12 protein-coding genes and 1 pseudogene are annotated in these 15,566 nt (G+C 53.8%); all 13 read right to left on the minus strand.

Going from position 1 to position 15,566, the window contains the following annotated elements:
* Positions 1–11: 11 nt before the first annotated feature.
* Positions 12–1,685, minus strand: a complete 1,674-nt coding sequence (locus LDN84_RS20440) for a hypothetical protein (protein WP_223905392.1) — start codon at positions 1,683–1,685, stop codon at positions 12–14.
* Positions 1,686–1,711: 26 nt separating this feature from the next.
* Complete coding sequence (locus tag LDN84_RS20445; RefSeq protein WP_223905394.1) at positions 1,712–3,772, minus strand: methyl-accepting chemotaxis protein; 2,061 nt, start codon at positions 3,770–3,772, stop codon at positions 1,712–1,714.
* 80 nt (positions 3,773–3,852) lie between these two features.
* Complete coding sequence (locus LDN84_RS20450) at positions 3,853–4,806, minus strand: chemotaxis protein (RefSeq protein ID WP_223905396.1); 954 nt, start codon at positions 4,804–4,806, stop codon at positions 3,853–3,855.
* 60 nt (positions 4,807–4,866) lie between these two features.
* Positions 4,867–6,168, minus strand: a complete 1,302-nt coding sequence (locus LDN84_RS23065; protein ID WP_317134805.1) for a methyl-accepting chemotaxis protein — start codon at positions 6,166–6,168, stop codon at positions 4,867–4,869.
* Positions 6,071–7,750 carry a Tar ligand binding domain-containing protein gene (locus tag LDN84_RS23070; RefSeq protein ID WP_317134806.1) on the minus strand — a complete coding sequence of 560 codons (1,680 nt, stop codon included), beginning with the start codon at positions 7,748–7,750 and terminating at the stop codon, positions 6,071–6,073. The genes LDN84_RS23065 and LDN84_RS23070 overlap by 98 nt, the downstream gene beginning before the upstream one ends.
* Positions 7,751–7,768: 18 nt before the next feature.
* Positions 7,769–9,970: a chemotaxis protein CheA gene (locus LDN84_RS20470; RefSeq protein WP_223905398.1), complete on the minus strand. Its 2,202-nt coding sequence runs from the start codon at positions 9,968–9,970 to the stop codon at positions 7,769–7,771.
* A 12-nt stretch (positions 9,971–9,982) separates the two neighbouring features.
* Positions 9,983–10,270: an STAS domain-containing protein gene (locus tag LDN84_RS20475; RefSeq protein WP_223905400.1), complete on the minus strand. Its 288-nt coding sequence runs from the start codon at positions 10,268–10,270 to the stop codon at positions 9,983–9,985.
* Between the two features lie 127 nt (positions 10,271–10,397).
* Complete coding sequence (locus LDN84_RS20480; RefSeq protein WP_223905402.1) at positions 10,398–10,766, minus strand: response regulator; 369 nt, start codon at positions 10,764–10,766, stop codon at positions 10,398–10,400.
* Positions 10,767–10,780: 14 nt separating this feature from the next.
* A complete protein-coding gene (locus LDN84_RS20485) occupies positions 10,781–11,461 on the minus strand; it encodes a hypothetical protein (RefSeq protein ID WP_223905404.1) in 681 nt (226 codons plus the stop codon).
* A 49-nt stretch (positions 11,462–11,510) separates the two neighbouring features.
* Complete coding sequence (locus LDN84_RS20490) at positions 11,511–13,037, minus strand: methyl-accepting chemotaxis protein (protein ID WP_223905406.1); 1,527 nt, start codon at positions 13,035–13,037, stop codon at positions 11,511–11,513.
* 39 nt (positions 13,038–13,076) lie between these two features.
* A complete protein-coding gene (locus LDN84_RS20495) occupies positions 13,077–13,454 on the minus strand; it encodes a response regulator (RefSeq protein WP_223905409.1) in 378 nt (125 codons plus the stop codon).
* 470 nt (positions 13,455–13,924) lie between these two features.
* Positions 13,925–15,109: pseudogene (locus LDN84_RS20500) on the minus strand (phosphoglycerate kinase); the annotation flags it as partial.
* Positions 15,110–15,207: 98 nt separating this feature from the next.
* Positions 15,208–15,555 (minus strand): branched-chain amino acid transport AzlD family protein, encoded by a 348-nt coding sequence (locus tag LDN84_RS20505; protein WP_223913210.1) that lies wholly within the window; start codon positions 15,553–15,555, stop codon positions 15,208–15,210.
* Positions 15,556–15,566 lie beyond the last annotated feature (11 nt).

Below are 15,566 nucleotides of genomic sequence, written 5' to 3' on the forward strand. Positions count from 1 at the left end.
CTTCCGGGTTCTTAAACAGGCTTGAGAGTTTGTTGCCGTAGAACTGGTCCGTATCGAAGTTGTTTCCTCCAAAGAGTTTGAGGAGTTCTTTGGCCGGGGGGGGTGGCGTGTATGAGTTGGGCTTGGTCGTTGGAGACGGTCACGCATACCGGCAGGCTGTCCAGGCTCAGGCGGATGCGTTCGTTGAAGGCCGCCGCTTCGGCTGCGGCTTTCATCGCTCTTTGTACGCTGTCGATCGCTTCGGTGACGCGGGCTTTTTGTCCGGGCAGGCGCTCCATTTGCACTTCCAGTTTGCCCTGCGTGTATGCAGACACCACTTCCACCACTTGCATCTTCACCGCTATGTGCGATTGCACCAGCGCATTGATGGACTGCGCCATCTCCGCGTAGGCACCAGGCAGTCCTTGGCTGGACATTTTGAAGTCCAGGGCTCCCGCTTCGTGTTGGCGCGCCAACTCCGCCTGGGCCGATTGGAACTGGCCGAGCACGGCTTGCACATGGCGCAAGGCATTGAGAACCTGGGCTGGTTCATCTCTTTCTACAGGCGTTTCTGGTGGGTCAGATAAATCACCTTCGGCAATTTTCTGTAAGTGCTTGTTGACCTGCTGCAGCCCCCTGCTGGTGACCAAGAAGAAACTGTAAAACAAGTATGCGGCCAACAAGAGTGCCACAGCCCCAACACCACCAGCCATCATCAAGCGCTGCTGCATGGCCTGATACCGAGCGAGCAACAATTCATCCAGAACCTTTAACCCTTTGTCATAAAACGACTGCAGTCGAACCACCGCCATTTGCCCGTTGTCATAAAACTGCGTTGCAGTGAACTGTTTTTGGCTTAGCAATTTTTGCGGGTCTTGGGCAGCGTTATGAAACACTTGGATATCGTCCCAAATACCCATGTCCAGTTTGTCTTTGAGTGATGGATTCACCGCAAACGAACGATTCAGATAACTGCGTGCATTGGTGATACCGTTACTCACGCCGGCTGCCCACACGGCATAACGCTTTTCCTCGGATACGGACAAACTTGTTTTAGCCAGGGCAAAAACACCCCATCCCCAAAGCTGACCCAAGTCTTCGGCCAAGCCCGGCATGGTTAATGCCATGGTGTTGATCATGTAAAAACTGTCTACGTCCGGATCCAGCACCAAATTGGAGTTATCCCCTATCAACACCAGAAGTGCCGCAACCGATTGAGTCACGGGCCCAAACACGGTTCGACCATCGTTATCTGCCCCGTTTTCAACCTTTGATGTGGCTTGCCATGCAGTCTTGAGCTTTTCCAACTCCGTTTTGACTTTGAGTTCATCCCCTGAACTGGTGATGAATTTGTCAAATGTTTCCAGAGCTGCATCTGTTTCAGCGCGCGCGGTTCGATAAGCCGACTGTCCGTCAAAGCCCCCCAAGGTGGCACGAGTTGCGTTTCGGGTTTTGAGGACGGCGGTGTACACCGGAACAAACTGGCGCAGAGCCACTACGCCAACACGCTCCTGCGCTGTGAAGTTCATCTGATCCTTCTGGCCGCTGGCAAAGAAATAGCCAAACAGCACAATCGGCAATAAAAAGATCAGACAGATGAGCACTGCCTTGCCTGCAAATTGCAAATTGCCCATCAAGCGCATGCCAGGTGCCCAAAGACCCAAGGGATGCGATGCTGAAGATGTTGGACTGACGCGATAACTCATAAATACTTCCTGGGAGTACGATAGATTCAGTAGGGCTTGAAATTGCTACCTGATCGACCCGGCGCTGATAATTTTTGGGGTGCGGCACGGCGATCCGGTGCAGCGATGACATGACGATTAGAAACCTTTTCCGTACCACCACCCACGTTGAAAAAAGCCACCGATTGCTGCAACTGCTCAGCCTGACCGGAGAGCTCCTCGCTGGTGGCTGCCAGCTCCTCACTGGCACTGGCGTTTTGCTGGGTCGCCTTGGAGAGCTGCCCCATCGCCCCTCCAATCTGGCTCACCGAGTCGCTTTGCTCGCTGCTGGCCGCCGCAATCTCTTGAACCAGTTCACTCGTCTTCTGGATGCTTGGCACTATTTCGTCCAGCAGTTTGCCCGCCCTCTCCGCCGTCGTCACGCTGTTGCCCGCAAGTTCTCCTATCTCTTTGGCCGCCTCCTGGCTGCGTTCGGCCAGCTTTCTCACCTCTGCCGCTACCACCGCAAAGCCTTTTCCGTGCTCTCCTGCCCTGGCCGCTTCTATGGCTGCATTCAGTGCCAGCAGGTTGGTCTGGTAGGCGATGTCGTCCACGATTCCGATCTTGGCCGCAATTTGTTTCATGGCTGTCACGGTTTGGCTGACCGCGCTGCCTCCGTCCACCGCTTCTTTGGTGGTTTTCGTGGCCATCCCGTCTGTGACTTTGGCGTTGTCACTGTTTTGCGTGATGCTGGCACTCATCACGTCTATTTGGGCTGTGGTCTCTTCTACGCTGGCGGCTTGCTCGCTGGCAGCCTGGCTTAGGCTTTGGGCTGTGGCGCTGACTTGGTTGGCCGCCCCTGTCAGGGCATCGGCCGCTCCTCTTATCTCTTGCACAATTTCGACCAACTTGCTCATGCTGGCATTGATGTCCTGCTTGACATCGTCAAATACACCCTCGGTTTGAATGGTGATACGTTGGGTTAAATCCCCTTGTGTCAAACCCGCCATCACGCGCCCTGTATCCGCCATGATGGCGGCCAATTTATCGCAGGTTTCATTGGTAGACGTTTTAAGCTGCGCAAAAGTGCCGGCATATTCACGGGTGATACGTTGTTTGAGATCACCCATTGCCAATGCGCCAAATATGGTCGAAAAGTCGGCCATGACTTGCGCTGTCAGATCCAGCACAGCATTGATGCTGGCGCACAACACAGCCACATCACCTGTTTTGCCGTCCATAGGAATACGCTGAGTCAAATCTCCTTTTTGGGCAGCACCGGTGGCAATCTGCCCTTGTGCCACGGCTGTCTGCAACGCTATATTCATCAGTTGTTTTTCTGAAACATCCGTAGCGATCTTGACAACCTTGAGCACCCGACCCATCTCATCCATCACCGGGTTATAAATCGCCTCCAACCAGACTTCTTTGCCGCCCTTGCCGATGCGCTTGAAGGTTTCCTTTTGTGCTTTACCCGAAACCAAATCTGCCCAGAACTGCTGGTATGCGGGTGATGCGGCATAAGCAGTATCAACAAAAATGCGATGGTGCTTGCCAGTCACTTCTGCGCTGCTGTAACCCATGATATGCAAAAAATTGGCATTGGCGTGGAGCACAAAACCACTCAAATCAAATTCAATCATGCCATAGGAAGCGTCAATGGCGTTCAAAATACCACGCACGTTTTGACGCTCAGTTTCGGCTGCGGTAATGTCATACCGCACGCCCAGATACTTCATGGGTTTACCGTCGTCACCCATGATGGGGGCAATCACGGCATCCACATAATATGGCACGCCATCTTTGGCGCGATTTTTGATGATGCCGCGAAACATCTCCCCCCGCCCAATGGTGGCCCACATCTGCTTGAAAACTTCCTTGGGCATGTCAGGGTGACGTGTGGTGCTGTGCGGGTGACCAAGCAACTCATTGCGTGGGTATTTGGACACCTCTATGAACTTCTCGTTGATACTGATGATGTCGCCTTTTTTGTCCGCCTCTGACACGATACTGGTCATGTTCATGATGGCCTTGCGAACCTCCAACTCTTGGGTCAGTTCGGCTACGTGGCGGTTGATCGCATCGCCCGCAAACAAACGCTCAGCAAATGAAAAAATTCTGGCAGTCATGGTGGGTCTCCAACAGGTTCAAGGTTGTTTATCAAAGTCAATCAAGCAGGTTATTCAGCTGTGACGAGCATCAAGCCAAGTTAAGCCAAAACTTTGCGCAAAGTAGCCGCCAACTCACGTGGGGAAAATTTGGCCACGTACCCGTCAGCCCCCACAGTTTTCACATGGTTTTCATTGGTGGAGCCAGTCAGCGAAGAATGAATCACCACCGGTATGCCTTTAAAGCGTGTGTCGGACTTGATCAGTTTGGTCAATGTAAAGCCATCCATCTCCGGCATTTCCAGGTCAGTCAGTACCACGGCGATCTTGTCGCACACCCTGAACCCCTCCTCCTTGGCTTGTTTTCCCAATTGATCCAGATAGTCCCAGGCTTGTCGACCGGTTCGGGTCATGACAAATGATGCGTCCATAGCGTTCAGGCCCAACTCAATCACGGCCCTTGCTACATGGCTATCATCAGCAACCAAAATTGAAGTTCCCGGCGGCAGGAGTGGCTCCGAGCCCACCACTTCTTTGGTAATTTCTTCCTTGGTTACCGGCGTCACATCGCGCAGCACCTGCTCCACATCCAATACCTGGGCCAGTCGTGTATTGGGGTTTGTGCCATCCAGCCGAGCAATACCCGTCACCAATGCGCCAGCATGAGCCCCTTCGGCGGGCAACACTTGATCCCAATCCAGCCGAACAATTTCGCGCACATCTTCTACCGCAAATCCTTGCACGGTGCGACCAAACTCGGTGACCATCAAAATACTCAAGCCTTTTTGCGGCTTGCAGCCCACCACCGCAGACAGATTGATGACAGGAATAATTTGACCGCGGATATTGGCTACGCCCATTAAATGTTCTTGCGAATTAGCCAACGCCGTGATCTTGGGCATGACCAAAACTTCACGCACTTTGAATACATTGATGCCATACAGCTCTCGCTCACCCGTGCTGGGGGAGTCCCCCAAGCGAAACAACAACAGCTCAAACTTGTTGGTGCCCGCCAGACGGGTACGCTCATCGATATCACGGTCATGTGCATTCATGGTTTTATTCGATAGATGGATGAACCGTTGGCTTCAGCAGCTTGCTTGCGAAGACCACACTCATGATGACGCACGTTTAATACGACCCAAGGTCGCAATCACCCGGTTGGAGGCATCCGAAAAATCAGACTTTGTGGCCAGCATTTGTCCGGCTTGTTCGTAACGATGCTGATTGATGCTGTGAGCCACTTCACCGGCACACCGATGGAAATGCTTGTGCTCGCTCACGAGTTGGGTGAACTCGGCGCTTTTATCAAACGCGCCTTTTCCAGATGAATAAATCCACTTCCCAAGTTCACAGACATCATCTCTGGAAATATTTTCGGCATTAAGTTGCTCCTTGCGACTGATTGCAGCTCGGAATTTGGTCTTCCATTGCGCATGCGCACCGATAACCTTATCAAAATCAATAGCTGCGCCAACCTGTCGCCCAACAGGCTGCCCAATGGCGAGCATTCCGGGCTCCTGTGTGCGTCTGTTGATCGCCACAGCGAATCCCAGAGCAGGACTCGAGCGCACCGTTGCCCGGCCCCCACCCGTTTGAAAGAACGCAATACTTTGCTGCAACTGCTCAGCCTGACCCGAGAGCTCCTCGCTGGTGGCTGCCAGCTCCTCACTGGCACTGGCGTTTTGCTGGGTCGCCTTGGAGAGCTGCCCCATCGCCCCTCCAATCTGGCTCACCGAGTCGCTTTGCTCGCTGCTGGCCGCCGCAATCTCTTGAACCAGTTCACTCGTCTTCTGGATGCTTGGCACTATTTCGTCCAGCAGTTTGCCCGCCCTCTCCGCCGTCGTCACGCTGTTGCCCGCAAGTTCTCCTATCTCTTTGGCCGCCTCCTGGCTGCGTTCGGCCAGCTTTCTCACCTCTGCCGCTACCACCGCAAAGCCTTTTCCGTGCTCTCCTGCCCTGGCCGCTTCTATGGCTGCATTCAGTGCCAGCAGGTTGGTCTGGTAGGCGATGTCGTCCACGATTCCGATCTTGGCCGCAATTTGTTTCATGGCTGTCACGGTTTGGCTGACCGCGCTGCCTCCGTCCACCGCTTCTTTGGTGGTTTTCGTGGCCATCCCGTCTGTGACTTTGGCGTTGTCACTGTTTTGCGTGATGCTGGCACTCATCACGTCTATTTGGGCTGTGGTCTCTTCTACGCTGGCGGCTTGCTCGCTGGCAGCCTGGCTTAGGCTTTGGGCTGTGGCGCTGACTTGGTTGGCCGCCCCTGTCAGGGCATCGGCCGCTCCTCTTATCTCTTGCACAATGGTGGTGAGTTTTTCAGAGGTGGTGTTGACGTTGTCTTTGACTTGTCCAAAGATGCCTTGGTAGTCCCCGGGTGATGCGGTGGGTGAGGTCGCCCTGGGAGAGTGCGTCAAGGGCTTTCGCGGTGTCTGTGATGACGCCTTCGCTGGTGTCGATGAGTTGGTTCATGGCTGTGGCCAGGACTCCGAAGAAGCCGGTTTTGCCTTGCAGGTTGACTCGACGGCTGAGGTCGCCGTTGGCGGCTGCTGTCACTATTTCTGCAACTTCGTTTTCTGAGGCTATTTCGTCTGTGCGATCCTGCCATTGGGTGATGCGCCCTATCGGCTGGCCTGCGCTGTTGTGCACGGGGCGGGCCAGCAGGCGTAGTTGGCGGCCCTGGATTTGCATGTCTACGGTTTCTCCTGAGCGTACGGCTTGGTCAAATTTGCCTGCGTCTTCCGGGTTCTTAAACAGGCTTGAGAGTTTGTTGCCGTAGAACTGGTCCGTATCGAAGTTGTTTCCTCCAAAGAGTTTGAGGAGTTCTTTGGCCGGGGGGGTGGCGTGTATGAGTTGGGCTTGGTCGTTGGAGACGGTCACGCATACCGGCAGGCTGTCCAGGCTCAGGCGGATGCGTTCGTTGAAGGCCGCCGCTTCGGCTGCGGCTTTCATCGCTCTTTGTACGCTGTCGATCGCTTCGGTGACGCGGGCTTTTTGTCCGGGCAGGCGCTCCATTTGCACTTCCAGTTTACCCTGCGTGTATGCAGACACCACTTCCACCACTTGCATCTTCACCGCTATGTGCGATTGCACCAGCGCATTGATGGACTGCGCCATCTCCGCGTAGGCACCAGGCAGTCCTTGGCTGGACATTTTGAAGTCCAGGGCTCCCGCTTCGTGTTGGCGCGCCAACTCCGCCTGGGCAGATTGGAATTTGACCAACACCGCTTGCATTCTGGACAACGCCGCTAACAAGTGCCCAGCTTCATCGTCACTGACCACCTCAATTTTGTTGTCAAATTTGCCATCTGCCACATCATCAGCCACCGCCACCGCTCGACTCAACGGACGACTAATGCCGAGCACCAAGCGCCAACCAAGCAGGACCGCAATCAAAACTCCCCCTAAAACCGATACCCACGACACCAAGCGAGCGGTTTGCAGGCGTTCACTCGCTGCTGCATTTTCTTTTTCCGCACTGTCCTGAATGTCTTTGATCAGCGCCGCCAAATGGGGTTTAGTGGCATCGTGCAATGGACTGATGTCCTCGGCAATGAGGCGCTGCACTTCTTTCAGGTCATTGGCACGCAAGGCTGCTACGGCGGGCTTTAACCCTTTTTGCACAAATTCACGCCGCGTCTCAGCAAACAACTTGGCATTTTTGGCTGTTTCAGGTGATTGAGGTACCGCTGAATAAGCCTCCCACAATTGGGTGATGGTGGCGATGTTTTCTTCAACCTCCTTGGTGTACTTTGCAACACGCTCAGGCGTGGAAACAAGCGCCACATTACTGATCACCAAACGGTTGCGAATCATGTAGTAGTTGATCTGATCCAACTGATGGGACGGCAACAAGTGCTTATCGTAAAACCCTTGCATGACAGCATTGGTCTGGGACAGATTAAACAATCCATTCAACCCCACCAACAGCAACAATCCAGACAGCATACCTAGCAAAATGATCAAGCGGGAAGCAATCGTCAGGTTCTTTAAACTCATTTTGATCACCTGATTACTTCAAATGGATGCCTTGATTGAGCTGCTGGCCACATCTGCCGTGACCAAATCACCGAGCGATGTCACATCCAGAATCAGTGCGACTTCACCGCTCCCCAAAATGCTGGAACCCGAAATACCACGTAGGGTTTTGAACAGGCGCCCCAGTGGCTTGATCACAGTTTGCTGCTGGCCCATCAACACCTCCACCTCAATACCGTATTTGCCTTTAGGCGCGTTGACCACCACCACACTGGTACGCTCCGGCAAAGAGGATTCAACGCTGTAAAGGGTACGCAGTCGTACCACAGGCAACACGTTGCCACGCAGTTCAACACAATGACGACCATTTTTATCGACCCGCACATGCTGACCACCGGCCTCAATCACTTCAACCACCGAGCCCAATGGCAAAACGAATTTGGATTTGCCAACACCAACCAAAAATCCATCAATGATCGCCAGCGTCAGGGGTAATCGAATATCCACCTGCAGGCCTTTGCCAGGTCGACTGTTGAGCTTGAGGTTGCCGCGCAAAGCTTCAATGTTGCGACGCACCACGTCCATCCCCACACCACGGCCAGATAAATTGGTCACCTGCTCGGCGGTAGAAAATCCGGGTTCAAAAATCATCATGTTGATGACATCATCGGCTGGCACCACGCCCGACTCAATCAACCCACGGTTCCAGGCGCGCTGCAACACGCGCTCGCGGTTGATACCCCTGCCGTCGTCTTCAATTCGAATCAAAATCGCACCGGTTTCATGCTTGGCGCTCAAGATGAGACTGCCGGTGGGCGGCTTGCCTGCAGCCAGACGCTCTTGCGGCGGCTCCAGCCCATGGTCAAGCGAGTTGCGCACCAAGTGCATCAACGGATCGGCTATTTTTTCAACCATCGACTTGTCCAACTCAGCCTCTCCGCCGACGATCTCGAAATTGACATCCTTGCCCAAGCTGCTGGCAGTGTCGCGCACCACCCGGCGGAAACGACTGAAAGTTTCACCCACCGGCACCATACGCAGACCCAGCGTTCCGTTGCGAATTTCTTCAATCAGGCTGTTCATGTGCAGATTGGCTTCAATCAGCGCCACGTTTCGCGTTTCACGCGCCAGCAAGTTGGCCCCGGCCCCCGCAATAACCAGTTCACCCAGCAAGTTGATCACCGCATCCAAACGGTCAGCTTGCACCCGAATGTAGCGATTCTCCTCGCCGCCGCTGCTCTCCCGTGTTTTTTGCTGTTTGGTCAAAGCGGCCTCAACCACTTCTGGGGAAACGCCAGCTTTGGTTTCCAATAAATTGCCTATTTTGGCTTTCTGACTAGATGAATCTTGCGTAGAACGCTCTTGATTTGATAGTACCTCGGTCAACTTATCCTGGCTGACGGCACCCACCGAAACCAGCATATCTCCCAGGCGTGGTGCTGCAGACATGTCCTCAATCGCACGCACCAGCTTTCGCTCGGGGCTTTCAGGTTCTTTCACGTCAAGTTCGCAGTCATCCAGAACAAAACTGAACGCACCCTCCACTTCATCGCGCGTGGCGGCAGACTCCAGCTCCATCACAAAACTCAAATAACAGGTTTCTGGATTCAGGTTAACCAACGCAGGCACTGTATCCATGCTGCACACCATGGACTTGACTGTACCCAGACCTTTAAGATACTTGGCAATCGAAAGCGGGTCCATCCCGTTACGAAAGGTTTCATGACCAAAACGGGCTGAAATATGCCAAACCGTCAACGCTGCTGTGTTAACGGCCTGTACAGCCCCGGTGGCTTCAGGCTCTGCGTGAGACGCAGAGAGTGCGCCAGAGGTGTAAGCCTGCAGCCGGATCACCAGATCGGCACGCTGATCTTTCTGGTCAGGCGTTTCGGCTGAATCGTCACTGGCGGTGTCCACCAAAAACTTGATTTCGTCATTACATTCAAGCAATAAGGTGCTGAGTTCCGGATGGAGGTTGAGCTTGCCTTCGCGCATTTGATCCAGCAAAGTTTCCATATGGTGAGTGAACTCCACCACCTTGTTCAACCCAAAAATACCAGCAGAACCTTTGACAGTATGAGCACAACGAAATAGTGAATCCAACAATTCACGGTTATCCGGCTGCTCCTCCAGCTCAAGCAAAAGCCCTTCAATAGCTTCGGTTTGCTCACCCGCCTCGCTGATGAAGGCAGGCATGGCTGCAGCAATGAAGTCCCGGTCAGCATCAGATACGTTGTTCATGTGGATGCGCTTTCAAACATTGGTGGTTTGCTCAGACAGCCATGCAGACATGCCCATGGTGGCACAAGCATCCATCAGAGCTGGACTGGGTTGGATCAGCTTCCACGGGTGGTCGGTATGCGACAGTGCAGCCAGCAACTGGAGACCTGCACCATCCACCTCCCTGACATTGGCTGCAGAAATTTCCAGCAACTTGGTAGATTTGGCGCTCTGCTCCGTCACCCATGCCAGCAAGGCATCACGCGTTTCAACTGCGCTGTAAATCGTCATTTCTTCGGGGAGATCAAAGGAAATGCTCATATGAATGTCCTGGTTATCAAATGATGATTTGAATAGCGAGTTGTCTTGGCGAATATCAAGTTGAACTTGATCAGGCCTCAAATACCGTCAACATTCACGGTTTGTGGGTCAAGTCCGCCATATCAACTCATGGCAGACAAAGTTTGGAAACTGCATTCAGCAGTGAGGCAGGTGAAAACGGCTTGACCATCCAGGCCTTGGCACCAGCTGCTTTACCCTCTTCTTTTTTCGACTCCTGACTCTCTGTGGTGAGCATCAAAATCGGCAAAAACCGGTAATTGGGCAACGCCTTGGCCGCCTTGACAAATTCAATGCCATTCATGCGCGGCATGTTCACGTCGCACACGGCCATGTGAATCTTGCGACCATCCAGCAATGCCAACGCAGCTTGCCCATCACCTGCCTGCAACACCTCGTATCCTGCACCTTGCAAGGCCATAACCACCACTTGGCGCAAGCTTGCAGAGTCATCAATCACCAAAATAGTTTGTGCCATCTTCGTTCACCTTATCAAAAAAATGTTGTCTCGTCGTCAGCTGCACCAGCCTCACTGGCCAACCCCACATGATGCAAGTGTTGTTCGGCCATCACGTATTGGGACTGCAAACGTGCTAGCCAGTCGGCTGCACTGGTTTCTATGGTGGGTGCGAGCAATGCAGCCTGCAGGCGCTCTATGTCTTCATGCAGCAAAGTCATCATTTGACTGATGCGATCTTGGTACTGAAAGCCCTTGTACATGCGCTCCACTTGCAGGCTTACCAATTCGGTTTCATTGACAAAAGGTTTGGCGACTTGCTCCAGCGCATCCACACTGGCGTGGATCATGCCCAATACCTGGGCGATAGCCACTTGCGCTTGCGGTGTACACCCCTGCATGACCGGACGCAACACCTGCTCACAGGCTTGTGCCAATTGGGTGATGCCATCCTCACCCTGCACCAGGGCATTTGAAATTTGCCTGGACTGACGCGAGGCCATGTCCAGATGCGGACCAATTTCAGCAAAAGCCGAAAGCATTTCGGCCACAGCTGTTTCTGACTGGCTACATGAACTAACCAACTGACGCGACCAAACGGGCAACACCTGCGTGCAGAGAGCCAGTAAAGCCTGTACTTGAGCCTCAGTGGGTGCACACACAGAGGCTTGTGTGACTTCTGCCTTATCTGGCGGGGTCAAAGGAACTTGGCTCATACGGATATTCCGTGCGGGAAATAATGGCTGAATTCAATACTTGTCCGTGCTACACATGAAGCCATTGCGAATTCAAATAACAACCGCAACCAATCAAGCGGTGATCGTCCAGCGGCATCACATACGAAGCTTTGGCCTGTACTTCCCGCGAAACTGGGTTGGTAATGGTATAGCTGATCCAGCCGCCATCCTCTTCGTCACACACAGCCCAGGCATCATCCACCAGTTTTTGAGCATCCAGGCCAGCAATGGCCCGCAGGTCTGTGCCGTTTTTTTCTGGCATGGCACCATGCACCACGTAGTAACCGGCACGGTCAAAAATAAAGATGTACATATCGCGGTCAATGAACACACCGTGGGGATCATGAAAATCGCGTACAGCTTGTTCGTAGCCAACACTACGCAGATGCACCAAGGCATCAAATACCAACTGGCGTGCCTGATCAGCCGTACCTTGACGTAGCTGAATGTCCCCCACCGAAATCTCCAGGGTGGAAGCCTGGGCAATCATGCGATCAGAGTTAAAGCTGGCACGATTCACTAATTCAGTGTTCTCCTGGGTGAGGACATCCAGATCGCCCACCGCATGCACAACCTCTTCAAGCGCAACACTTTGGGAGGCACTGCCTTCGGCCATCACATTGACATTCATGGCAATCTCACCAATACCGGAGATCAGACTTTCCATGGTGTCATTAATTTGCTTGATATTGCCCACCGTTTCACCCACGCGCACAGACGACTCCGCAATCAAACCGCGTATTTCTGCCGCCGCACCCTGGCTGCGTTTGGCCAAATTGCGCACCTCGGCGGCCACCACCGCAAAGCCGCGCCCCTGCTCACCCGCGCGTGCGGCTTCAACCGCAGCATTCAAGGCCAATAAATTGGTTTGAAAAGCAATACCATCAATCGCACCGATGATCTCGGACATACGTTTGGAAGTGACTTCCAGCGGCCCCATGCTCTGCATGGCCAAATGCATCATTTTTCCGGCTCCATCAGCCTCTTTGTGCAGGCTGGCAGTCATCATGCTGACCTCTTGGGCCGCTGAAGCATTTTTGGCCACGGTTTCACTCACGTGCTTGACGTGCATGGAGGTTTGCTGCAAATGTTGCCCTTGCGCTGCTGCGCGCTCAGCCAGCGCACGTGTGTCATCAACCAACTTTTTCCCCGTATCACCCAACATCACTGCTGCCGTACGGATGTTGGCCACCATACTAGACATGTTGGTGATCATTCTGTCCAAATGCATACTGAAGTTACCCAGCGTCTTGACACCTACATTGACCTTGTTGGTCAGATCACCATGAGCGGCTGCCCGCATCGCACCTTCGGTACGGTCGCGTTCACCACGGGTGATGTCAAAAAAAGCCAACTGCAAATAGAGCCAACACAACAGCCCGACGAAAGCCAGTGCCGCAACCAGGCGCCCATCCAGAGGCGCATTGTTTGATTCAAACAAGTGCATCACCAAAATCACCGATAAGGCCGACACCAACGGTATCTGCAATACCCAAAAACGTACTCGTCCAGAGAGAGGCCGGAGTAACGCTATGCCAGGTGCAAAAAAGTTCATGGTGTGCCTCAGCGGAAATATCGTGGATTTAGGCAGCGCTTATTTCAGTGCCAATTCAATTTTGGCTTTCAGGGTATCAAGTCGAGGAGGTTTGACGATGTAGCCATAGGTTCCCAGAGGCATTGCTTCGTTCAGCGTGGCTGGGCTGGCATCGGCACTCATGAAAATCACTTTCATATTTTTAACCAACGGATTGGCATGTCCGCGCAACTGCTGAACAAAATCAAGGCCATTCATGGGCTGCATATGGATATCGGTCAACACCAGATCAGGCCTAAAGACCACCATGGTGCGCAGGGCCGTTGCACCGTCTGTTGCGGTTTCAATGTTCTGCAGCCCCAGGCGGCGCAAACTGTTAACCACAAAAGTACGCATCACTTCATCGTCTTCAACCACCAAAATTCGGGCAAGATTCAAGTTCATTATTTTTGAGTTGAGCTGTTAAAAATTAACCAACACCAAGACATCCACCAACCATCATTTTCGAATCTAGCTTATCAGTTATTTACCCGCTCTACGCAGACAATTCAACTTTAACTTGAGGTGACATAGGTGCGAATTTCCACCAATAAGCCTGCGAGCTTGGGAGCCAATGCCGCATAAAGGGGTGCCACCGTTTCGACCGGTTCGGTTTTGCTTACCCACTCTACGTGAGCCACCTCTTCGGATAAGGCATCCACTGCAAAAATGGGTAAATACCCTTTCATGGCATGCAGCAATCGATTGGCACTAGGTACATCGGCCTTGTCCAGTGCGGCAGAGATGGCTGGCAAATCACCCGTCATACTCTCCAGCACGGTTTTCAGAATACTGCGTAAACCCGCATCCGAGCCCATCATGCCGATGCCACGGGCAGTGTCCAAACTAGCAGCAACTGCCACAGGCTGGGCGCGACGCTGCAGAATCTCGAAGGCCGGCAAAGTCTTGCCTTCGAGCACTTCCAGGAAAGCACCACCACCGGTGGAGATGTAGCCAATGTCTTTCTCGATGCCGTATTTGGCAATCGCCGCCAGGGTGTCGCCGCCACCGGCAATGCTGAAAGCGCTGGACTCGGCAATCGCCTGGGCAATCACCTTGGTGCCGTTCTCAAACGCGGCAAATTCGAACACGCCGACCGGGCCGTTCCAGACAATCGTGCCGGCGGCTTTGAGTTGTTCGGCCAGTTTGGCAGCGGTTTGGGGGCCAATGTCCAGAATCAGATCGTCGTCCGCCACATCGGTGGCCGCCTTGACGGTGGCCACTGCATCTGCGGCAAAGGTTTTGGCGGTGACGACGTCGGTCGGGATGGGTACGTCCGCACCACGGGCTTTCATGGCTTCTATCACGGCGGTGGCTTCACCCACCAGGCTGGGTTCGGCCAGGCTTTTGCCAATTTTTAAACCGGCCGCCAGCATGAAGGTGTTGGCAATGCCGCCGCCCACAATGAGGTTGTCGACGTTTTTGGCCAGGGCTTGCAGGATGCTGAGTTTGGTGCTGACTTTGCTGCCCGCCACAATGGCCACCAGGGGTCGTTTGGGGTTGGCCAGGGCTTTGTTGATGGCATCAATTTCTGCCGCCAGCAAGGGGCCAGCGCACGCGATGGGGGCGTATTGGGCGATGCCGTAGGTGGTGCCTTCGGCGCGGTGGGCGGTACCAAAGGCATCGTGTACGAAGATGTCGCACAGGGCAGCGAGTTTTCTGGCGAGTTCTTCCTTGTTTTTTTTCTCACCCACATTGACGCGGCAGTTTTCCAGCATGACCAGTTGGCCGGGCTGGACTTCAACGCCGTCGACCCAGTTGGCGATCACGGGGACTTCACGGCCGAGCAGTTCACCCAGGCGTTGGGCCACTGGGGCGAGGGAATCTTCTGGTTTGAATTCGCCTTCGGTGGGGCGGCCCAGGTGGCTGGTGACCATGACGGCGGCTCCGGCGGCCAATGCCATCTGGATGCAGGGCACGCTGGCGCGGATGCGGGTGTCTTCGGTGATGTGGCCTTCTTTGTCTTGGGGCACGTTCAGGTCGGCACGGATAAACACACGCTTGCCAGCCACTTGGCCGTTCGCGCATAAGTCAGAAAAACGAATCACGTTCATGCAATTCCCCGCTTGCTGTGAAAAATTTCATTTTAGAAGTGCTTTTACCGTCTCTTCCTGACAAAGACGCTGGTTTGCACCGTGATTTTTTGATCTGTCTACCAGCCCAAACCCAAGTGCAGCGGCAAGTAAACCGCCATACCCGACACAATGGTCCCGAGCACCGCCTGACCCTGCCCTTTGCGCCAAAAGAAATAGACAGCCCCAGTCAGTGCGGCGTAGATGCGGGCATCTTGCCAAGTGCTGATGAGTTGCCCATGCGCCATTACCACCTCGGGAGCCACCACGGCAGCCAAGGCAGCAATCGGCGCATATTGCAACCCACGCTGCGCCCAATGGGGTAACTGCCAGGGCTGGTTACTCATGAAGAAAAAACAACGAGTGATCACCGTGACCAGGGCCAAGCCCACGATCACGCCCATCGTCCAGAGATCCGTACCGTTCATGCTGGGGCCAC

This window comes from Rhodoferax lithotrophicus, assembly GCF_019973615.1.
GTDB lineage: Bacteria > Pseudomonadota > Gammaproteobacteria > Burkholderiales > Burkholderiaceae_C > Rhodoferax > Rhodoferax lithotrophicus.